This window comes from Vibrio marinisediminis, from assembly GCF_014050145.1.
Taxonomy (GTDB): domain Bacteria; phylum Pseudomonadota; class Gammaproteobacteria; order Enterobacterales; family Vibrionaceae; genus Vibrio; species Vibrio marinisediminis.
On sequence record NZ_JACFYF010000006.1, the window covers coordinates 38,539 to 58,829 of the forward strand.

General features: G+C 42.5%; 17 protein-coding genes. 12 read left to right on the top strand and 5 right to left on the bottom strand.

The genetic code is table 11. The features are described from left to right. Window positions 1–43 precede the first annotated feature (43 nt). The 6 genes from H2O73_RS11265 to H2O73_RS11290 all read left to right on the top strand — a co-directional run bounded on the left by H2O73_RS11265 (window position 44) and on the right by H2O73_RS11290 (window position 5,612). Window positions 44–1,072 (top strand): amino acid ABC transporter substrate-binding protein, encoded by a 1,029-nt coding sequence (locus H2O73_RS11265; protein WP_182108951.1) that lies wholly within the window; start codon window positions 44–46, stop codon window positions 1,070–1,072. Window positions 1,073–1,148: 76 nt separating this feature from the next. After that, window positions 1,149–2,345 carry an amino acid ABC transporter permease gene (locus H2O73_RS11270; RefSeq protein ID WP_182108952.1) on the top strand — a complete coding sequence of 399 codons (1,197 nt, stop codon included), beginning with the start codon at window positions 1,149–1,151 and terminating at the stop codon, window positions 2,343–2,345. Window position 2,346: 1 nt separating this feature from the next. After that, a complete protein-coding gene (locus H2O73_RS11275; protein WP_182108953.1) occupies window positions 2,347–3,444 on the top strand; it encodes an amino acid ABC transporter permease in 1,098 nt (365 codons plus the stop codon). A 22-nt stretch (window positions 3,445–3,466) separates the two neighbouring features. Further along, complete coding sequence (locus H2O73_RS11280; protein ID WP_182108954.1) at window positions 3,467–4,216, top strand: amino acid ABC transporter ATP-binding protein; 750 nt, start codon at window positions 3,467–3,469, stop codon at window positions 4,214–4,216. Between the two features lie 286 nt (window positions 4,217–4,502). Beyond that, window positions 4,503–5,171: a Bax inhibitor-1 family protein gene (locus H2O73_RS11285; RefSeq protein ID WP_182108955.1), complete on the top strand. Its 669-nt coding sequence runs from the start codon at window positions 4,503–4,505 to the stop codon at window positions 5,169–5,171. A gap of 111 nt (window positions 5,172–5,282) precedes the next feature. Then, window positions 5,283–5,612 carry a TusE/DsrC/DsvC family sulfur relay protein gene (locus tag H2O73_RS11290; RefSeq protein ID WP_182108956.1) on the top strand — a complete coding sequence of 110 codons (330 nt, stop codon included), beginning with the start codon at window positions 5,283–5,285 and terminating at the stop codon, window positions 5,610–5,612. 19 nt (window positions 5,613–5,631) lie between these two features. On the opposite strand, the gene yccX is transcribed toward H2O73_RS11290, so the two are convergent. Next, a complete protein-coding gene (gene yccX / locus H2O73_RS11295; RefSeq protein ID WP_182108957.1) occupies window positions 5,632–5,904 on the bottom strand; it encodes an acylphosphatase in 273 nt (90 codons plus the stop codon). Window positions 5,905–6,177: 273 nt separating this feature from the next. Between yccX and H2O73_RS11300 the strand changes: the two genes are divergently transcribed. Further along, window positions 6,178–7,371, top strand: a complete 1,194-nt coding sequence (locus tag H2O73_RS11300) for a class I SAM-dependent methyltransferase (protein WP_182108958.1) — start codon at window positions 6,178–6,180, stop codon at window positions 7,369–7,371. 60 nt (window positions 7,372–7,431) lie between these two features. Here H2O73_RS11300 and H2O73_RS11305 read toward each other — a convergent pair whose 3' ends face one another. Then, the gene (locus tag H2O73_RS11305; protein WP_368737159.1) at window positions 7,432–9,612 is read right to left on the bottom strand and encodes an Ig-like domain-containing protein; all 2,181 of its coding nucleotides are present in this window, start codon (window positions 9,610–9,612) and stop codon (window positions 7,432–7,434) included. A gap of 321 nt (window positions 9,613–9,933) precedes the next feature. After that, window positions 9,934–12,063 carry a M10 family metallopeptidase C-terminal domain-containing protein gene (locus H2O73_RS11310; RefSeq protein ID WP_182108959.1) on the bottom strand — a complete coding sequence of 710 codons (2,130 nt, stop codon included), beginning with the start codon at window positions 12,061–12,063 and terminating at the stop codon, window positions 9,934–9,936. Between the two features lie 441 nt (window positions 12,064–12,504). Between H2O73_RS11310 and H2O73_RS11315 the strand changes: the two genes are divergently transcribed. The 4 genes from H2O73_RS11315 (at window position 12,505) to H2O73_RS11330 (ending at window position 16,996) form a co-directional block, all read left to right on the top strand. After that, the gene (locus tag H2O73_RS11315; RefSeq protein WP_182109120.1) at window positions 12,505–13,767 is read left to right on the top strand and encodes a TolC family outer membrane protein; all 1,263 of its coding nucleotides are present in this window, start codon (window positions 12,505–12,507) and stop codon (window positions 13,765–13,767) included. Between the two features lie 40 nt (window positions 13,768–13,807). Then, window positions 13,808–14,380: an OmpA family protein gene (locus tag H2O73_RS11320; RefSeq protein ID WP_246335910.1), complete on the top strand. Its 573-nt coding sequence runs from the start codon at window positions 13,808–13,810 to the stop codon at window positions 14,378–14,380. Window positions 14,381–14,482: 102 nt separating this feature from the next. Beyond that, window positions 14,483–14,833, top strand: a complete 351-nt coding sequence (locus H2O73_RS11325) for a DUF2750 domain-containing protein (protein ID WP_182108961.1) — start codon at window positions 14,483–14,485, stop codon at window positions 14,831–14,833. Window positions 14,834–15,031: 198 nt separating this feature from the next. After that, complete coding sequence (locus tag H2O73_RS11330) at window positions 15,032–16,996, top strand: GGDEF domain-containing protein (protein ID WP_182108962.1); 1,965 nt, start codon at window positions 15,032–15,034, stop codon at window positions 16,994–16,996. Here H2O73_RS11330 and queC read toward each other — a convergent pair. Next, window positions 16,959–17,657, bottom strand: coding sequence for a 7-cyano-7-deazaguanine synthase QueC (gene queC / locus H2O73_RS11335; protein ID WP_182108963.1), 699 nt, complete (start codon window positions 17,655–17,657; stop codon window positions 16,959–16,961). The two genes, H2O73_RS11330 and queC, sit on opposite strands and share 38 nt — an antisense overlap. 12 nt (window positions 17,658–17,669) lie before the next feature. Continuing rightward, on the bottom strand, window positions 17,670–18,335 hold the full coding sequence (gene queE / locus H2O73_RS11340; RefSeq protein WP_246335904.1) for a 7-carboxy-7-deazaguanine synthase QueE: 666 nt from the start codon (window positions 18,333–18,335) through the stop codon (window positions 17,670–17,672). A gap of 313 nt (window positions 18,336–18,648) precedes the next feature. Between queE and H2O73_RS11345 the strand changes: the two genes are divergently transcribed. Then, window positions 18,649–20,289: a methyl-accepting chemotaxis protein gene (locus H2O73_RS11345; protein ID WP_182108964.1), complete on the top strand. Its 1,641-nt coding sequence runs from the start codon at window positions 18,649–18,651 to the stop codon at window positions 20,287–20,289. Window positions 20,290–20,291: the final 2 nt, after the last annotated feature.

Genomic DNA, 20,291 nt, shown 5'->3' on the forward strand with positions numbered 1-20,291 from the left:
AGGTGTCACCTGGTTTAACATGGATTCTACAGGAAGGATACACATGAAAAATAAACTATCGCTCCTTGCTTCAGTCATCGTTGCATCTACCGCATTTACGTCTACTTCAGCATCTGCTGCTGAAGCTACACTAGATAAAGTTCTAGAAAAAGGCGTATTAAGCTGTGGTGTCAGTACTGGTCTACCGGGTTTCTCAAACCCGAACTCAAAGGGTGAATGGGAAGGGATTGACGTAGAATATTGTCAGGCTCTTGCTGCTGCAGTTTTGGGTGATAAGACCAAAGTAAAATATGTACCGCTAACAGCAAAAGAGCGTTTTACTGCGCTTCAATCTGGCGAGATTGATGTACTTTCACGTAACACCACATGGACACTACATCGCGATACTGCGCTAGGTCTAAACTTCGTTGGTGTGAACTACTACGATGGTCAAGGTTTTATGATCAAGAAAGACCTTGGCATTTCAAGTGCGAAAGAGCTTGATGGCGCATCAGTGTGTGTTCAATCAGGTACCACGACTGAGCTAAACCTTGCTGACTACTTCCGTAACAGTGGTATGAGCTACAAGCCAGTGGTATTTGATACCGCAGCACAAACTTCTAGCGGTTTTGATTCTGGTCGCTGTGACGTGTTAACAACTGACCAATCAGGTCTGTACGCACTGCGTCTAAACTTAGCAGATCCAAGTTCAGCTGTCGTTCTACCAGAAATCATTTCTAAAGAGCCTCTAGGTCCTGTTGTTCGCCAAGGTGACGACAAGTGGTTCAATATCGCTAAATGGACGCTAAATACAATGATCAACGCAGAAGAATATGGTGTTGACTCTAAAAACGTCGACGAGATGGTGAAATCTTCAGATCCAAACATCAAACGTATTCTTGGTGTTGATGGTCCTAAAGGCAAGAGCTTAGGTCTTAAGGATGATTGGGGTTACCAAGTAATCAAACAAGTAGGTAACTACGGTGAAAGCTTCGAGCGCACGGTAGGTGAAGGATCTCCACTAGAGATCTCTCGTGGCGTAAACGCACTTTGGAACCAAGGTGGTTTCATGTACGCGCCACCAATCCGATAAATACGACAACATCTAAACAAATGGGCGGTCTTGTGCCGCCCATTCATAATATCGACGGATTAGAGGTTACTGCTGTATGAAACCTACTATTAGTGAGGCAACCAAAGCCCCGGCTTCTGGAACAAGCCTTATTTATAATCCCACTTTTCGCTCAGTCATCTTTCAGATTATTGCTGTTAGTGCACTAGCTTTTTTCATTTACACCATTGTTAACAATGCACTTACCAACTTAGATTCTCGTGGCATCGCCACAGGTTTTGGTTTCCTAAATCAAGAAGCAGGCTTTGGGATTGGCTTGTCTCTGATTGAATATGATGAAACCTTCTCTTACGGTCGTACCTTTTGGGTCGGACTAATCAATACTGCATTAGTATCGTTTTTGGGTATTATCGTTGCGACAGTATTAGGCTTTGCCATTGGTATCGCTCGACTGTCGTCCAACTGGCTCGTTAGCCGCTTAGCCGCTGTTTACATCGAAATATTTCGAAATATACCACTGCTTTTACAGATCTTTTTTTGGTATTTCGCAGTTCTTCAGGCTTTGCCATCACCCAAACAAAGCCTCAGTTTAGGTGAAGCCATTTTTGTTAATGTTCGTGGACTCTACTTCCCTGCTCCAATACTTGAACAAGGCGCAATGGTTGTATTAGCTGTTTTGGCGCTTGGTATCATCGCAACGATTGTGATCAATATTTGGGCTAAAAATCGCCAAAAGTTAACCGGTCAGCAGACACCAATGTTTCGCATCGCCTTTGCGTTAATCATTGTTTTACCGCTAATCGTTTACTTTATCATGGGTTCGCCAATTTCAGCTCAATACCCTGAATTGAAGGGATTTAACTTCCGAGGCGGTATCAGTATCATTCCTGAACTAGCCGCGCTTCTACTTGCGCTCAGCATTTACACAGCATCCTTTATTGCTGAAATTGTACGCTCGGGTATTAATGCGGTTAGCCATGGTCAAACCGAAGCTGCAATGTCTCTTGGCTTGCCTCGTTCTAAAACGCTGAAGTTGGTGGTTATTCCACAAGCATTGCGGATCATTATCCCGCCATTGACCAGTCAATACCTTAATCTGACTAAAAACTCTTCTCTTGCAATGGCCATTGGCTACCCGGATCTCGTATCCGTCTTTGCGGGTACAACGTTGAATCAGACCGGTCAGGCAATTGAAATCATTGCTATGACGATGGGCGTGTATCTAACACTCAGCCTATTAACGTCTGCTCTGATGAACCTGTATAACCGTAAAGTAGCGCTGGTGGAGAGATAATATGAGTACACATCAATTTCAACCAGACTTACCACCACCATCAAACACTGTTGGGGTTATAGGATGGTTTAGACGTAATTTATTTGATGGACCTGTTAATTCGGTCGTCACACTTATCTTGGGCTACCTCGCTTTTTCTGGTTTATGGTCACTTATAGACTGGGCATTAATTAACGCAGATTGGGTCGGAACAACGCGCAACGACTGCAGCCGCGAAGGGGCATGTTGGGTATTTATTAGTGTGCGATGGGAACAGTTCATGTTTGGTTTCTACCCAGAAGCTGAGCTATGGCGCCCTCGCCTGTTCTACGCAACTTTAGCAATTTTCACTGCTTTGTTGGCTTATGAGAGGACTCCTAAACGCACTTGGATTTGGTTAGTTTTCGTCAACATCTATCCATTTTTTGCCGCAGCGCTGTTATATGGTGGCGTATTTGGCTTAGAAGTCGTTGAAACTCATAAATGGGGTGGCTTGCTTGTAACACTGATCATTGCGCTTGTCGGTATTGTGGTATCGCTACCTATTGGTGTCGCATTGGCACTTGGTCGTCGTTCAGATATGCCAATAATCCGTAGTATCTGTACCGTTTACATTGAAGTATGGCGTGGCGTCCCACTGATCACGGTTCTCTTTATGGCATCGGTAATGCTGCCACTGTTTCTGTCTGAAGGTTCGGAAACCAATAAACTCATCCGTGCTTTAATCGGTGTGGTGATGTTTGCCTCAGCTTATATGGCAGAAGTGGTTCGTGGTGGCTTACAAGCGATTCCCAAAGGTCAATATGAAGCCGCTGATGCGCTTGGCCTGACCTACTGGAAAAAAATGGGCTTAATCATTCTTCCTCAAGCGTTAAAGATCACTATTCCATCTATTGTTAACACCTTTATTGGTCTATTTAAAGATACCAGTTTGGTTCTAATTATCGGCATGTTCGATGTTCTGGGTATCGGTCAATCCGCAAATACTGACCCCGAGTGGTTAGGTTTTGCAACCGAGAGTTATGTATTTGTCGCGTTAGTGTTCTGGGTATTTTGTTTTGGCATGTCGCGTTATTCGATATGGCTAGAGAACAAACTCCATACCGGTCACAAACGATAATTTTTGTATTCAAGGACGTATTATGACGCAACAACAAGACTACATGATCGAAATTAACGACATGAACAAATGGTACGGCGAGTTCCACGTACTGAAAAACATCAACCTTCAAGTTAAGCAAGGCGAAAAAATTGTTATTTGTGGACCTTCTGGTTCCGGCAAGTCAACCATGATTCGCTGCATCAACCGCTTAGAAGAGCACCAACGTGGTCACATCTTTGTTTCAGGCAATGAGCTGACGGAAGACCTGAAGAATATTGAGGCAGTTCGCCGCGAAGTGGGTATGTGTTTCCAACACTTCAACCTGTTCCCACATTTAACGGTATTAGAGAACTGCACTCTAGCTCCGATTTGGGTTAAGAAAATGCCAAAAGAAGAAGCAGAGAAAGTGGCAATGCAGTATCTGGAGCGCGTTAAAATTCCAGATCAAGCCGATAAATACCCAGGTCAACTCTCTGGTGGTCAACAGCAACGTGTGGCAATCGCTCGCTCTTTATGCATGAACCCACAAGTAATGCTATTTGATGAGCCAACATCGGCACTCGATCCTGAAATGGTACGTGAGGTACTTGATGTAATGGTAGAACTCGCTGATGAAGGGATGACTATGCTGTGCGTGACCCATGAAATGGGTTTTGCTAAAGAGGTGGCAGACAGAGTTATCTTTATGGATGCCGGTGAAATCATTGAGGAAAACAATCCAATCGATTTCTTTGAGAATCCACAATCAGATCGAACGCAAAACTTCCTTGCTCAGATCCTACATCACTAAGATAGGCATGAGTCTTTAATTCAAGGGCACTAAACAGTGCCCTTTCCTATTATATAAGGTAAACTAATCCTATGAATTTGAACTAGTTTATCTGTAGTACGCAACGGCTAGTAATCGATAAATTGCGCTTGTAACGCTTTGATTGGTTAAATTGTGTTACATCTTTGCAGATACTTCAGCGCGTATTTCTATTATTATTTTGATAACTACTGAATGGGACTTGATCTTTTAGTCAAACAACCTCATAAATGTAGTTATAAAGCATAACACCCCAACGAGGAAGACTATGAACAGTCCTATGTTTACTCGATCTACAAGTGCTCCTAGAACTCTTGAGATCAATAAGACGCTTAAGAATACATACTTTTTGCTATCGATGACGCTAGTAACAAGTGCTATCGCAGCTATGGTCACAATGGCTATTGGCATTTCTCCAATGATGGCGCTAGTAATGCAAGTTGCGGCTATCGGCATTCTATTTTTTGCTCTGCCTAAAAGTATTAATTCCTCTATGGGTATTGTGTGGACTTTCGTCTTTACGACTCTTATGGGCGGTGCTTTAGGTCCAATGCTGACTTACTACGCGTCAATTGCGAATGGTCCTTCTATTATCGCACAAGCGCTTGGTCTAACTGGCATGGTATTCCTAGGTTTATCTGCGTACACGATTAGTAGTAAGAAAGATTTCTCTTTCATGCGTAACTTCCTAATTGCAGGTCTAATCATCGTTATTGTGGCTGCTATCATCAATATCTTTGTTGGTTCTACCCTAGGTCAACTTGCAATTAGCAGCATGTCTGCACTGGTATTTTCCGGTTTCATTCTGTTTGATACTAGCCGTATTGTTCGTGGTGAAGAGACTAACTACGTTAGCGCTACGATCTCTATGTACCTAAATATCCTTAACCTGTTCACTAGCCTGCTAAGTATCTTAGGCATCATGAACAACGATTAATGTATATTTGATTAAAAAAAGCCCGATGGATACTCTCCATCGGGCTTTTTTGTTGAGCATAACGAATTGCTAAGCTAACCTAACCCTAATCTTATCGATTGGATAATCATGATGTTTGAATACAAGGGAAAGCAGGTCGAAACCGATGCTCAAGGTTACCTGTTAGACCATACTCAATGGGAAGAAGGCATGATCGCTCTTCTTGCTCAACAAGAAGGTATTGAGCTAACTGAAGCACATCTTGAAGTTGTGCATTTTGTTCGTGAATTCTATGAAGAATTCAATACATCGCCAGCTGTTCGGATGCTGGTTAAAGCGATGGAAAAGTCTCACGGACCAGAGAAAGGTAACAGCAAGTACCTCTTTAAACTGTTTAAAGAAGGTCCGGCTAAGCAAGCAACTAAACTTGCTGGGCTACCTAAACCAGCTAAGTGCCTATAATACTTATCCTGTAGCCTAGCTACAGGATCTCAAACCCTTTATAAGATTTAAATTCAACGATTTCGCTTAGCAAAGACTCGACTTTGGCACTCGGAGGACCTTGGTGTAAGTACGCTTCCATCTTAGCAATTTGTGTTTTGTCACCACACACCATCACTTCAACATCGCCATCCCAAAGGTTTTTGGCGTAACCTGTCACACCATTTTTCAATCCAAAATAAGCGGTATGATAACGAAAGCCTACTCCTTGCACTCTGCCCGAAACCTTAAATTTAATACATTGATGTTCCATACTAGGCTCCTTACTAACGACTCTATCACGCCTGAAATTCCGATACGTAACCTACAAGCTAATGAGCCAAACAATAACAAACGCGAATGCATTCGCATTTCAGGGCAACTTATAAGCTCTAGTTTAGTCACAGCGTAGCCATAAATGCCAATGCCTTGCGCCATTGACGCTACTCGTGTCAAACAGAAGTACCATCTCAGCGCTTTTATTTGATTTTCCCTTTCGCTTCACTGACAATACCCCTCCTTTCAAGACAATCATTTGAGTATCACAATGACACCAGCAATTTACCTGGAAAAAGGTCGAGACAAATCCCTTCGACGTAAGCACCCATGGATCTTTTCTCGCGGCATTAGCCGTGTGGAAGGCGAGCCACAATTAGGTGAGACAGTCGATGTCTTTGCAAATGATGGTCAGTGGTTAGCAAAAGCGGCCTATTCACCAAACTCGCAAATCCGTGCGCGAGTATGGAGTTTTGAAAAACAATCAATTGATCGTGACTTTTTTGTCAAAAGAATCCGTGAAGCGCAATTGCTGCGTGAAGATGTTATTGAGCGTGATGGTCTAACCGGTTACCGCCTCATCGCAGCCGAATCTGATGGTTTACCTGGTATTACTATCGATAAATATCAAGATTACCTTGTATGCCAATTATTGAGTGCGGGCGCTGAATACCAAAAGCAACACTTGGTGGATGCGCTAATCGAAGTGTTCCCAACAGCCAATATCTATGAACGCTCAGATGTCGCTGTGCGTAAGAAAGAAGGTTTAGAAGAAACAACGGGGGTATTGCATGGTCAATTACCACCAAAATCGGTTGTTATTGAAGAGAACGGCGTAAAAATCAGCGTTGATATCGTTGGCGGCCATAAAACAGGTTTCTACCTAGACCAACGCGATAGTCGTCTTCAATCAATGAAATATGTGAATAACAAAGATGTACTTAACTGTTTTTCATACACTGGCGGTTTTGGTCTGTATGCACTTAAGGGTGGAGCGAAGCGTGTCATCAATGCCGACGTATCGCAACCCGCTCTCGATACAGCAAAACTCAACGCAGAGTTAAATGAATTCGACATTTCAAAGAAACGCGCGGTCTTCTTGAACGCCGATGTATTTAAACTACTACGCGAATACCGTGATCAAGGTACGAAATTTGATGTAGTGATCATGGACCCACCTAAGTTTGCGGAAAACAAAGCGCAACTCAATGGTGCATGTCGTGGATATAAAGATATTAATATGCTGGCAATGCAGATCCTTCGTCCTGGCGGCACTTTGTTGACTTACTCATGCTCAGGATTAATGGAACAAAACCTGTTTCAGAAAATTATTGCTGATGCCGCGGTCGATGCTGGTCGTCAAGTGAAGTTCGTGGAACGCTTTGAACAAGCGGCTGACCACCCTACCGACACCGCTTACCCAGAAGGCTTCTACCTAAAGGGCTTTGCCTGTAAAGTACTTTAAGCAAGTAAAAATAGAAAAAGGACCTTAAGGTCCTTTTTTTATCAGCCATCGTCCATTTTATTAGTACTGGTCTGGCAAATTGGTAAATAATGACTCGACTATCGCATGAGCACTATCTCCAGAAAGAGAGCCGTTCTCGAAGCCACTCACATCACTTGCGATGTTCTCAAGGGTAATTGAGATATCGGTGTTAAGACCATTATCGAATGTCACTTTGATATCATCGATTGAAACTTCTTCTATCACGATGCTGTCAAGTAAGTCTTGCATCGACACGTCACTGGAAAGTAGATCGGAAATATCCAACTTATCTTTACCCACTTCGAAATCAGTCACGACATCTTGATCATTTCTTAAAGCATTGCTTTGGTCGACCCACTTGAATATATCAGCGTCAAGACCGCCAGTTAGAATATCGTTACCTAAACCACCGATTAAAATGTCTTCGCCCGTACCACCATCAAGGGTGTCATGACCTGAACCACCACGAAGCCCATCTACACCATTACCACCGTAAAGTGAATCATCACCCGAACCACCAAATATCGCATCCGCGCCACCTTTACCCAACACTACATCATCACCACCACCAGCATGGGCGACATCCAGATAGGCATTGCTTAACGCCGAAGTGTTGAGGGCGCTGTCTTCCCCCCACGCCGCTGCGATTAGCTGATCACCATCAGAGCCAGACATAAAATTAGTAACACTATCAATTGCTCTTTGCTGATTCGCCTCTGCGTGTGTATTTTCATCTAACTTTGCGTGACTTTCACCAAGGTCAATATAGTCATCGCCAGCACCTAGAAAGACATCATCACCGCCGCCACCGACTTTGACATTGAGCCCCTGCTCATCATTATAATCACCCAGTTTGTATATTGGGACCTGCCCTATTTCAGCCGCAGAAGCAGACCAGAGGTACTTTCCATGTCCCTGCATGTAATGGACCGTATCTATTCGGTCTCCAGAAGAGTCAACATCTATAGTGATATAGTCGTTATCAATAATGTCTCCAAGCGCAGATTCATTACTCACCGTTAAGCGGTAGCTTTCTCTTTGTTCCGCTTCCAAATCATCAACAGTTGGAAGGTATACCTCAAAAAATGGAACACCTTCAGGTACAACCAGCTGCCCATGTTCATTCATCGTCACACCATGACTGAACTTGAGATTAGCTAAATCTACATCATAGATACTGGCACCGTTTTCAGCGGTGAGCGCAAAATTGAATAGCGTTTCAGTTAACGTCACTTTATCGAGCGTCACGCTATACAGCAGAGTCTCTCCCTCTTTTACCGCACTGTCTTGCAAGATGATATCTTCAACTGTCGCCTCTGGAGTCACCGGGTTCACGATAACACTCACTAGTCCTGTATCAACCCCACCTTTGCCATCCGTCACTTGATAACTAAACTCTGTCTTGCCGACAAAATCATCATTAAGGTCAAACTCTACATAGTCACCATCAATACGAGCAATACCATGCTCTCGCCCATTAACATCTTGTATCGTCAGCGTATCTAAATCGGCATCACTATCATTCGCGAGCAACTCACTGATAGACACACGCAACACTTCGCCTTGATTCACGGCGTATGAACCGTCTGATGAAACATCAACACCGGCTAGATAATAATCGGATGAGTCGTTTGTAGGATCCCCTTGAATACCATTCGAATACTCTGTTCCCATAAAGACGATTTCATCAAAGGCACGACCATCTGTATCAATATCATAGATACCTTTTTGTCCCTTGAAGGTACCTTCAAAATAACCGCTCGCAACCGCAACACCGTTTAAGTAAGCAATCCATGTCCCAGCTTCATGGTTACTGCCGCCTTCACCTTCGTCGGCAAATAATCGGTTAATGGCGAATTTTCCACTGGTCATGGCTCGGTCAAATTGCACGCTCAACTTTTCAGACACACCACTTTCACGATCGTATTGGATTTGCTCTGCCGGTCCAGCTTTGGGTGCACCGTCAGCAATACCAAGTCGGTCACTACGGTCTACTGTTATCGTTGCATTTTGATCACCATAAGAGGCAGCCAATGTCACCTCATCCCAGCCAACACTATCACCGACTCGGTTCGCCGTCATATCCCCTTGAACCAAACGGTACTCTTGTGGGTCATTCACCGCTATTGGGGCTTGATTGGTATTTTGTAACAACACTGATTCATTTTTAGTGGCGAACGGGTTGTAATTATCAGGTTGTTTAACAGTTTGGTTAGTCACTTAATCATCCTTAATATTGGTATCGTTCCAGAGTCATGTTTATGTCGTAACAATACGGAGGTCATCACTTCAAAACCGTCATGAGAAGTTATGAATTGGCACTGCAACACGTAGCGTAAACATGGATATCTTCGACCATACTGAGTGTGTTGGCTTGCAATAAACAGCTTCTCAAGTGGTAAAAGCTAATACGCTGTTATTATTAACTAAATTATCATCTCGAAATTAAGAATATTTGAATTAAAGATATAATTATGAATAAGTTACCCACAAAAAAAGGACCATAAGGTCCTTTGTATTTTGAATACGCGTGGCTACATATCAGTCGGGTATGTTGACAAAAATATCCGCGACTAAATTGTTCAATGCATCGCCTGATATTTGCCCTGATTGATAAATGTCGAATTGGGCTACTGCATCATTTTTCAGCGTGATGCTTACGCTATCACCACCATCGGAAGGAAGTGTCACATTCAAGCTGTTGTCGTTTTGCTTAACAATATCAATTGAGCCAAGTAACGTGTTGAGATTCATGTCATCACTCAGGATTTCTGACACATCAATTTTGTCCGCACCAAGCTCAAAATCAGAGACGATATCATGCTCATTTCGAGTTTGAGTTTGGTCTAGCCATTTGAAAATATCATCACCATCACCACCTATAAGCACATCATTTCCTAGACCACCAATTAATATATCATTACCACCTAGTGCATCCAGAACATCATCTTGATCACTGGCGATGATCAACTCAGCGTCGTCAGTTGCTACATCGGTATGACTGAGTGTCTTAATGTCATCGGCTAAATAAGAACTGCTTTCTTGACCTGCAATCACAAGCGATATTTCTCGGTTTCCGTCACCTACATCATTCGTCGGTAGGTAAACTTCAAATTCACCGACACTTTCTGGAACAATTAATTGCCCAGTACCATCAGCGTTTACTGTGTATTTAACGCCATTGGTAAACGTGAGCTTATCTAAATCAATATCATTGAGGATATCACCACCCGATGACGTTATTTGAAAAGCGAGCGTCGTTTCTGATAACGTGACTTTATCGAGCTCTACCGTGAACAACAAATCATCACCTTCGGATACTGCAACTTGCTCAGCAGTCAAGGTTTCAACCGTGGCAGGTTCAGGTGTTTCTTTCACTTCAACATTGATAACGCCATGTTGAACATTATTGTCTTGATCCGTAATTTCAAACTCGATTGTGGTACTGCCAATAAAGCCTGGGGAAGCTTTAAATACAATTTTACCATTCTCAATAACCACAACCCCTGCGGCTGAGTTAGTTAAAGAGCTTGCCGTCAGCTGATAGGTTTGATTGTTACTATAATCTAACTGACTAAAAATAGTTGATTGAGGAATTTCTAAACTGGTTGGATTGCTTGGGTCCGTCGTTTCTAACACCGCAAAGTTGTTTGAAGCCTCGACCTCAATTCCTTCAACAAAGTAATCGGATGAGTCTTTATCCTTATCGCCCTGAAGGCCTTGGCTATATTCATTGGCGGAAAATACAATTTCATCAAACGCAAAACCGCCCGTATCGATATCGAATTCACCGCGATTACCTCGCCCTAAATCTTCACCATCAAACTCACCACTGGCCACAACCACGCCGTTCAATTTTGCGACCCATGAACCCGATTCATGATTGTTGGTACCCTCACCTTCGTCTGCAAATAAACGAGAGACTAAGAAGCTACCACTTGTCGCTGGGCTAGGTAATTTAATACTAAGTTTCTCTGAGGTACCACTTTCTCGGTCGTACTGTATTTGATCTACTGGACCGGCTCTATCTGCCCCATCAGAAATACCTAAACGACCTGTATCATCATTTACGGTTACATTGGCACCAGGGCTGCCAGCAAAGCTTGCGGATAAATCCACTTCATCCCATTTCTCGTTATTGCCACCGCTAAGTGTCATGTCGCCTTGCGTTAACTTAAAATCAAAAGTGATGTTATCACGCTCTATAATAGGCGGTTGATTTGATGATAATAGTTCAAATAAGCTTAAGCTCTGAGTGCGTGAGAACTCCAACGTACGGCCTGCTTCAGTGACGAAAAGTGTTTCAGCTTGAGATTCGGCACCGTCTCGTCCAATAGTTCCCGAGAGCCCAAGGCTTGAACCTTGTGTCTCACCCGCAGCCGGCGCGAGTTCTGGATCCGCTAAGGTAGGGTCTTCGCCTTGTTCAATCGCACTGATGATATTATCAATGTCCTGAGTAACATCAATTATATCGCCGTCTGCAGAGACTTGTTGGACATCAGCTTGCAATTGCTCTGCACTCTTATTCCCCGTCAGGTCTAGATTGATGACCAGCTCTCCGGGCAGTGCCTTCTCACCTAGTTGAATAAGTCTTACGCTTCCATCTAAGCCAATGACTAGAGATTGACTCTCAATAGCATTAATTGAAGCAATTAGATTCGCGATACCCATAAAATTAGCCTCTACTGATATTTAAATAAATATACTGCGCTTACGATCGAAAAGAATTTAACACCACAGTTACTGCAACTAAAGATTACAGAGATGCTATTTCTCTTAATTACCATCTTTGAGAAAATTACTTCCCTATCTATTAAAAGCGTTAATTTGATGTAGTTTTCAAAAACCACACTTATTGAGGTAGAGCTAACGCATATAAATTAATAAGAACTAAACATTGGAATCTCATTTTTGATATCATTTACAAAATAAAAACAACAAGCTCACATTTAGTGCCACGTTTTATGACGATTTATGAGAGAGTTACGCGAGTTTTACTTAAACACGTCTCAACATTAAGATTGGATTTTACGTAGTATTTTGATTGAGAGCACTTCAAGGAGAATACAGGTGAAAATAATTAAGCTCAGCGCGCTTGCGTTATTTATAGGCATGAGTACGAATGCCTCGAGCCAGACATTGGAACAGGCTGTTTCATTGACGATTATTAACAACCCTGAAATTAAAGCTGCCTTTAATGAATATCAAAGTAAATATTATGACTCTGAAGCTTCAGAAGGTGCCTATTTACCTCAATTAGATCTGGATGCCGGTATTGGGTATGAAGCGGTCGATCTGGCATCTGGTACTAATGATGAGTTAACTCGTAAAGAGGCTAAACTCAGTCTTACGCAGTTAATTTGGGATGGTCACTCAACCATTAATGATATGTCGCGCACGGCTGCTGACGCTGAATCTGTTCGCTACCAGCTTATTGCTGACGCATCCGATATGGCACTAGAAGTGTCGCGAATCTATCTCGATTCCACTAAAGCTTTTGAAATACTGCAATTATCAGAAGCGAACCTTGCTATCCATAAAGAAATTCATCGTGATATTAAACGACGTGTCGAGTCTGGCATTGGTTCAACCGCTGACCTTTCTCAAGTTGAGGCTCGAATAGCTAAAGCGCACGGCAATCTAATTGCAGCGCAGAACAATTTATTTGACTCTCATACTCAGTTTACCCGTCTTGTTGGACAATCACCCCAAGGTCTGATTTTCCCAAGAGCCGATGAAATGGCATTACCACTAACCCTAATGGAAGGGTTAGAGATGGCGAATAACAATCACCCTGTTATAAAAATCGCTCAAGTTGACGTTGACTCCGCTCGTTTCCAATATCAGCAACGTAAAGGGAATTACTACCCGACGATCTCTGTTGAAGCCTCACAGATTTGGCGCGACGATGCAGGTGGTATTGAAGGTGGTAGTGATGAGTTCGCGGCAATGTTGCGTTTAAAATACAACTTGTTTAATGGTGGCTCAGATCAAGACAGAGCAGAAAGTGCCGCATACCAATTAAATAAAGCGAAAGATTTTCGTGACAGAACCTTCCGCTCTGTTGAAGAAGGATTACGCTTATCGTGGAGCGCGTTAGATCTTACTGTTCAACAAAAAGAATTTCTCGCTGACCATGTAGACTCGGCCTCTGAAACAGTTATCGCTTATCAAAAGCAGTACAGGTTAGGAAAACGCACACTTCTTGATGTATTGAACACAGAAAATGAACTATTTGAAGCGCGCAAAGGCTACATCGATTCAAAGTACGATGAACAGTTTGCCAAGTACCGTATTTTTAATGCCACTGGAGTCTTGCTTGACGCGCTAAGAGTCGACACCCCGAAAGAATGGCACCAAGCAGTGGAGTATTAAGATAATGAAAGCAATTATTGCCCTATCGGCTATCACTCTAATGACCGCTGGCTGTGTAAGTGGCGACGCCGAATACGACTATATCGCAACACCTGTTCCACAACAGGTAGCAGATCTAACCGATGACGATAGTGACGGTGTCATTAACGCCAGAGACCTTTGTACATCAACCCCTCGTGAGTCAGAAATAAATAATGATGGTTGTGGAAAAATAGCTAAATCATCCGAGACGCTCGGCATGCATATATTGTTTGATAATGATTCGAGTGAAATTCTACCAATCTTCGCTGACCAAATTCGCCAAATGTCCGAATTTCTTAAACAGTACCCTGAAACCTCGATTGAGATCCAAGGTTACGCCAGTAAAGTGGGTCAAGAAGATTACAACCTAGCGCTATCTAAACGACGTGCTGAAGCGGTTGAAGTTAGATTAGAATCGTACGATATCAGCCCAGAACGTGTTCGCATCGTCGGTTATGGTGAATCGAAGCTAGAGGATTTCGGTGATGACGAATTGAGTCATGCTCGAAATAGGAAGGTCGTCGCCAGCGTGGTGGGTTACCGAGGAGAAGTTGTTAAAGAGTGGACAATATTCACTCGTTTACCAAAATAATTCAGATAATTACTCACTAAAGGAGCGAAAGCTCCTTTTTTGTTTGGTATCTCTCTAGGGCGGTGCTAACCTTACGACAATTATATCTACGAGAGAATTAACATGAGCAAACTAACAGCTGATATCGACGCGAATTTGGCTCTATTTATTGAAGAAACTCAAGCTAGCCAATTAGTGTGGGGCTTACGCAACGAAGAAGGTTGGCTATCTTGTGACTCTACTGAGTTTGAAGAGAGCGAAGTTATGCCATTTTGGTCATCTAAAGAAGATGCTCAAACGCACAATGTTGAAGAGTGGGCTGACTTCGAAGTTCTTGAGATTCCATTAGATATTTTTGTTGAAGATTGGCTAATCACATTAGATGAAGATGGTGTCTTGGTTGGTCCAAACTGGAATGCAACGCTAGAAGGAAAAGAAGTAGAACCTTCTGTACTTGCTAAAATGTACCTATAATCGGTCATTCAGAATCACCTATAGAAAAAACGCCCACAAGTGGCGTTTTTTTATTGCCCAAATTCTCACCATGTTCAGTATAAAGCGAGATAGCATTCACATTTGCAGCTTTTACAGCATCAACTCATTGTTACAATCAGTGACCTCGCCTATCATAACTCGCTAAAAACTCAGGTTATCTACCTTCTCGACAATTATATGAAAATGCTACTGGCAAAAGTTCTCGCCCTCTCCTCACTGTTCACATCAATACATTCGTATGCCCAAAGCGATCGCGCGCAATGGGAAGAGGCTTATGCCAATGCGTTAAAAAGCAATGAACAACGAGCACTATCACTTCTTCAAGATAGATACAATTCACTCCAACCGGGAGTAGAGAAACTATATGTTAGTAGTAAGCTCCATGGATTTATGTTGCTTCATGGGCAACCATATTACGGCAATAAAAATGCACTCTACAGTGAGTTTACCAGCAAAGAAGAGCGATTTGTCGATGCCCTCAACAGTGAAGAACAGCTGGATTTTATATCGGCACGCAAAGGTTATCTCTCGTTACTTCAAGACGCTGACAACATTAACTCGCTTGATGGCAAAATTTTACTTGAATACCATCTATGTCGAGTGCTTAACCGCCAAGCGCTATACCACCAAGCTGAGGTGTACTGCTCTTCGTTAAATACTCACATCAAAGATATTAAAGACCCTATTTTGCCTAAGTACAAAGCACTACGAGTGATAGGCAACAATCAAGAGTTTATCGGTAACTATCAAGCTGCATTAAATTCCTACCAACAGCTGATTGCCATTGTACCCAATTATGTCGACTCATCTGGTGTGTACAACGATACTGGTTTGCTTCTGTCTAATTTGGGTCACTATGAGCAAGCTAAAAAGTATATCAACATCGCCCTCACTATGAGAAATGCGTTAGGAATACCGTTAAAACTGGCGCAAACTCACCACAGCATGGGTAAAGTCACGCTACAACAGAAAGAATATGAATTAGCGACTAGCCATTTCATGCAATCGAAACTGATTTCACAACGTTATGATTACCACTATGGAATCACATACGCGCAGCTAGGGTTAGGTCAAGCCCACATTGGCTTAGGTAATTTTGAACGGGGAACTCGTGAACTCCTTGATGCATTAGACAGCGCGGCCAAACAAGAAAACGCACATATTCGCGGTGAGATTTATCTTACTCTAGCGTCTGCGCACCAGAAGCAAAGCAAATATATCGCCGCACTAGATTTTGCCCATCAGGCACTCAATCTAGCGGAAACGATCCGAAGTGAGCGCCTAAGCGCGCAGTCTCTGAAGACACTAGCGGAAATATCCGAGTTACAGGGTAACTACAGTGTCGCATTAAACTACTACCGAAACTATGCCAAATCAGAGTTAAGTAAACGAGATAAAGAAAACAAAAGTGCATTTGTTGCACTTGATGCTACTCGTCGTGATTATCTAAATGAAATCCAAACTAAAAATCTATCCAAAGAAAACCAAAAGCTACGCGAACAAAACTCATCTCTAGAGCAGTACAACGACATTTCTGGATTTGCTATTGGTTTGTTATTGATGTTGATTTTAGTTCTATTTGCCTACCAACGTCGAAAAACAGCGCTACTCGAGTTAGATGCGCTGAGTGGCGCACTCAATCGTGCGGCATGTATTCGCAATATCAAAAAACAGCCCGCAACCAATCACCCAGATTACCGAAGCGTACTGTTACTTATCGATTTAGATGACTTCAAAGGCATCAATGATTGCTATGGGCACCCTACTGGTGATCGCGCATTAAAGCATGTAATTGAAATTATAAAGAGCCAAATGAATTCGCGAGATATCACAGGAAGGCTGGGCGGTGAAGAGTTTATTGTCTTATTTAAAGATGTTGATGAACTTGATGTACAAGAGCGCGTAGAACGCCTTCATCAAGTTATCGCCAATACCATGTTTTCTTCAGAGTGCCGACAATCAGTAAAACTCACTGCCAGCATCTCTTATTTAGCCACCACCAAAGCACTCAATGACTTTGATGAGCTTTACTCAATATTGGATCAAGCCCTTTACCAAGCAAAGCGTAATGGAAAAAACTGTGTCGTCGATGCCTACAACGACCCTATTTATCTTGCTTCGTCTGCATATGCTCCAGCTTAGCCATCACTGATTCACGGTTATTGAGGTAATCATTTAAGCCTGTCTTGCGAAGTTCGCAAGATGGGCAATCACCGCAACCATCGCCAATTATCCCGTTATAGCAGGTCAATGTTTTCTCTCGAATAAGAGCTAGAGCTTGGTTTTGATCGGCAAGCGCCCAAGTTTCCGCTTTATTGAGCCACATTAACGGCGTTTTTATCTCAAATCGTTTGTCCATCCCTTGTATTAGCGCATTGTTCATCGCTTTTACAAACTCGTCTCTACAATCTGGATACCCAGAAAAATCCGTCTCACAAACACCCGTTATTATCGTTTCTGCGCCAATTTGATAAGCATAGATACCCGCTAACGTAAGGAAAAGAATATTTCGTCCGGGAACAAAAGAATTAGGTAATCCATTTTCCTGAAGTTCATGAGAAACCGCAATATCATCCCTAGTCAAAGAGCTGATCGCGAGTTCATTAAGCAACCCGACATCCATCACTTTATGAGCTTTGACACCCAATTCAATCGCGAGTTTTTGAGCCACTTCGATTTCCAGTTTATGTCGCTGACCATAGTCAAATGTGATGGCATGAACTTCATCATACTGTTTCAATGCTTGCACTAAACAAGTGGTCGAGTCTTGCCCACCACTAAATACAACAACCGCTTTGTTCATTATTATTCCTTATTACGCTATATCGAGGTATTTGTGAGTTTGAATTGAAAGTCGCCAATTGCGCTTAATACAGGTATCAATACACAACTGAGTCGCTCGCGGTTTTTGGCTAATTGGTTGCAAAGCAATGACAACCTCATCTGAAGTAGGAGAAACAGCCAATAGCGCATCAAGCTGTTCAATATCTTTTTCCGTACCAACCGGATGCTTTATTTCGTTTGCTCTTAATATGGCACTATCAAGAATAGGCAGTTGTCCTTTCATGGCGACTTTTGGTGACACCGTCACCCAAGTGCGATGCGTGACCTTCACTTCCGCTGTGCCACTTGTTTCGATTTGGCAACTACAACCTATCGCTTCAAAAGCGGATGTCAGTGGCAACAAATCATATTCACAAGGTTCACCACCCGTAATCACAATGTGTTTTGCCGAGTATCTCTGCATATAAATTGAAACAAGATCGTTAGCAGAGACCTGGCACCAATTCACGGATTCTTGAGTTTTGTCGATTACTTGTTCAACATGGCGCTCGTCTTCAGGATTTACCGCCCAAGTCTGTTTTGTGTCACACCAGGCACAGCCAACAGAGCATTTCTGTAGCCTAATAAAAACAGAGGGCACTCCAGTAAAACTCCCCTCACCTTGAATGGTTTCAAACATCTCATTTAATTTATACAAAACTACTGCCTATTACCTTTAGCAACGAAATTCCGCCCAAACCTTATAAGAGAGAAGCCTAGAGATCAAACTCCTATCCAAATCAAAATGGTAAACGAACATTTTTAAGCCAAAAACAATTTAGAGTCTGCGAAATAAACCACTTAAAAATCCGCACTTTGCGAGTGATTTCAATTTATATTAGATCGATATACGGTATTGTTCGTATCGACAATAATAATATGCAAATAAACACTTATTTCCTACAACAAGAACAACAACTAATACGTTAATATAACAACTAAAATTCAACACCAAATTAGGTACAACAAAAATGCTGCGAAATTTAACAGTAAAACAGAAAATAACCTTCCCTATTATCGGCATCATTGTCCTATTTGCGGTTAGCTCGATAATCAATGTGGTCACCTCACGACAACAGAGTGAGTTAACTGAGAACCTCAATCAGATAATTGTGCCTACACTATTCAACATTGAAGATGCTTACCGAGATCTTTACCAAGCAACTTCTGCTATTCAAGGCATTGCGTTATCTGAAAATAACCAAGAAGCGATTGATTACAACCGATTCGAATATGAAGACAACGCTTATAAAGCCATCCCACGTATGCAGAAAGTGCAGATCGTTGTGGATTCGGGAGTTATGCCTACGGCATTGAGCAAAGACATCAACTTGCTGGTTGAACTGGCAAATCAATGGCTCAATAGTTACGAGAACCTCTTAGCAAATCCTCAATCTCAATGGGTTAGCATTTATCAAGATAATAAAGTGAAATACGCTGACCAATTCGTTGCCGTTCGCGAACAGCTTAATGTTGTCAAAGATGCCGTCGAAGAAAAGAGACAAGCACTTCAGGAAGAGAGCAAATCAGCAGCGAAGCAAGCAGAAAGCGCATTAGAAATTGGCACATCAATCGTTATAATTTTAGCGATAGCTACTTGTCTAATTCTTATCCGCGCTATCGTGAAGCCATTGGAAAATATTAAAAACGCAATGAAAGAAATTGCCTCTGGTGATGGCGACCTAACCCAAACTATTGACTCAAACTCAAATGATGAAATTGGGCAACTAGCAACCAGCTTTAACCAGTTTGTAGCAAAAATTCGCGCCACGATTCAGCAAGTTGTCGTAACAAACACCTCAGTTAAAAGTGAACTACAAGGCTTAGGTGAGATTTCTCGAGGCGTTGCAGAGCAAACTATTCAACAACAGCAAGAAAGCGAACTGGTATCGACCGCTGTCAACGAAATGCAGGCGACAAGCCAAGTGGTGAATGATAATGCCCGTGAAGCTGCAAATGCTAGCCAAAATGCAGATATTGAAGTTCAATCGACCAGCAAGGTGTTAGAACAAACGGTTGATTCAATCCGCACCTTGGCTTCTGATATCGACCAAGCGAGTGGCGTAATCAACCACCTATCGTCGGATGTCAGCAACATTGCTTCAGTCCTAGACGTTATTAAAGGTATCGCCGAACAAACTAACCTTCTGGCACTAAACGCAGCTATTGAAGCCGCTCGTGCAGGTGAGCAAGGTAGAGGTTTTGCTGTAGTAGCAGATGAAGTTCGTTCATTGGCAAGCCGTACCCAACAAAGTACTGGTGAGATTCAATCGATGATTGAAAAATTACAAGAAGGCGCGGAACAAGCGGTACAAGTAATGGACTCAAGCCGACACAGTAGTGAGAGTACGATTGAATCCGCAGGACGAGCAAGCCAATCACTTCAAGCAATCCTAAATGCTATTTCAAGTATGAGTGATATGAATACTCATATCGCCTCTGCAGCCGTACAGCAAAATGCGGTTAGCGAAGAAGTATCAGAAAACATTGTTCGAATTGCAAACAATAGCTCTCAAGTCGTAGCCAACGTCAGTCAAGCAGAAGTGAGAGTTAACCAATTAAATAACCAATGCGATGAACTTGACCGATTAGTCTCTCAGTTCAAGTGTTAAAG

Excerpts from the sequence above, each read along its gene's own strand:
- H2O73_RS11310 (WP_182108959.1), bottom strand. The coding sequence starts at position 12,063 with ATGGGTATCGCGAATCTAATTGCTTCAATTAATGCTATTGAGAGTCAA.
- H2O73_RS11345 (WP_182108964.1), top strand. The coding sequence starts at position 18,649 with ATGCTGCGAAATTTAACAGTAAAACAGAAAATAACCTTCCCTATTATC.
- H2O73_RS11270 (WP_182108952.1), top strand. The coding sequence starts at position 1,149 with ATGAAACCTACTATTAGTGAGGCAACCAAAGCCCCGGCTTCTGGAACA.
- H2O73_RS11325 (WP_182108961.1), top strand. The coding sequence starts at position 14,483 with ATGAGCAAACTAACAGCTGATATCGACGCGAATTTGGCTCTATTTATT.
- H2O73_RS11320 (WP_246335910.1), top strand. The coding sequence starts at position 13,808 with ATGACCGCTGGCTGTGTAAGTGGCGACGCCGAATACGACTATATCGCA.
- H2O73_RS11300 (WP_182108958.1), top strand. The coding sequence starts at position 6,178 with ATGACACCAGCAATTTACCTGGAAAAAGGTCGAGACAAATCCCTTCGA.
- H2O73_RS11315 (WP_182109120.1), top strand. The coding sequence starts at position 12,505 with ATGAGTACGAATGCCTCGAGCCAGACATTGGAACAGGCTGTTTCATTG.
- H2O73_RS11290 (WP_182108956.1), top strand. The coding sequence starts at position 5,283 with ATGTTTGAATACAAGGGAAAGCAGGTCGAAACCGATGCTCAAGGTTAC.
- H2O73_RS11280 (WP_182108954.1), top strand. The coding sequence starts at position 3,467 with ATGACGCAACAACAAGACTACATGATCGAAATTAACGACATGAACAAA.
- yccX (WP_182108957.1), bottom strand. The coding sequence starts at position 5,904 with ATGGAACATCAATGTATTAAATTTAAGGTTTCGGGCAGAGTGCAAGGA.
- H2O73_RS11275 (WP_182108953.1), top strand. The coding sequence starts at position 2,347 with ATGAGTACACATCAATTTCAACCAGACTTACCACCACCATCAAACACT.
- H2O73_RS11330 (WP_182108962.1), top strand. The coding sequence starts at position 15,032 with ATGAAAATGCTACTGGCAAAAGTTCTCGCCCTCTCCTCACTGTTCACA.
- H2O73_RS11265 (WP_182108951.1), top strand. The coding sequence starts at position 44 with ATGAAAAATAAACTATCGCTCCTTGCTTCAGTCATCGTTGCATCTACC.
- H2O73_RS11285 (WP_182108955.1), top strand. The coding sequence starts at position 4,503 with ATGAACAGTCCTATGTTTACTCGATCTACAAGTGCTCCTAGAACTCTT.
- queC (WP_182108963.1), bottom strand. The coding sequence starts at position 17,657 with ATGAACAAAGCGGTTGTTGTATTTAGTGGTGGGCAAGACTCGACCACT.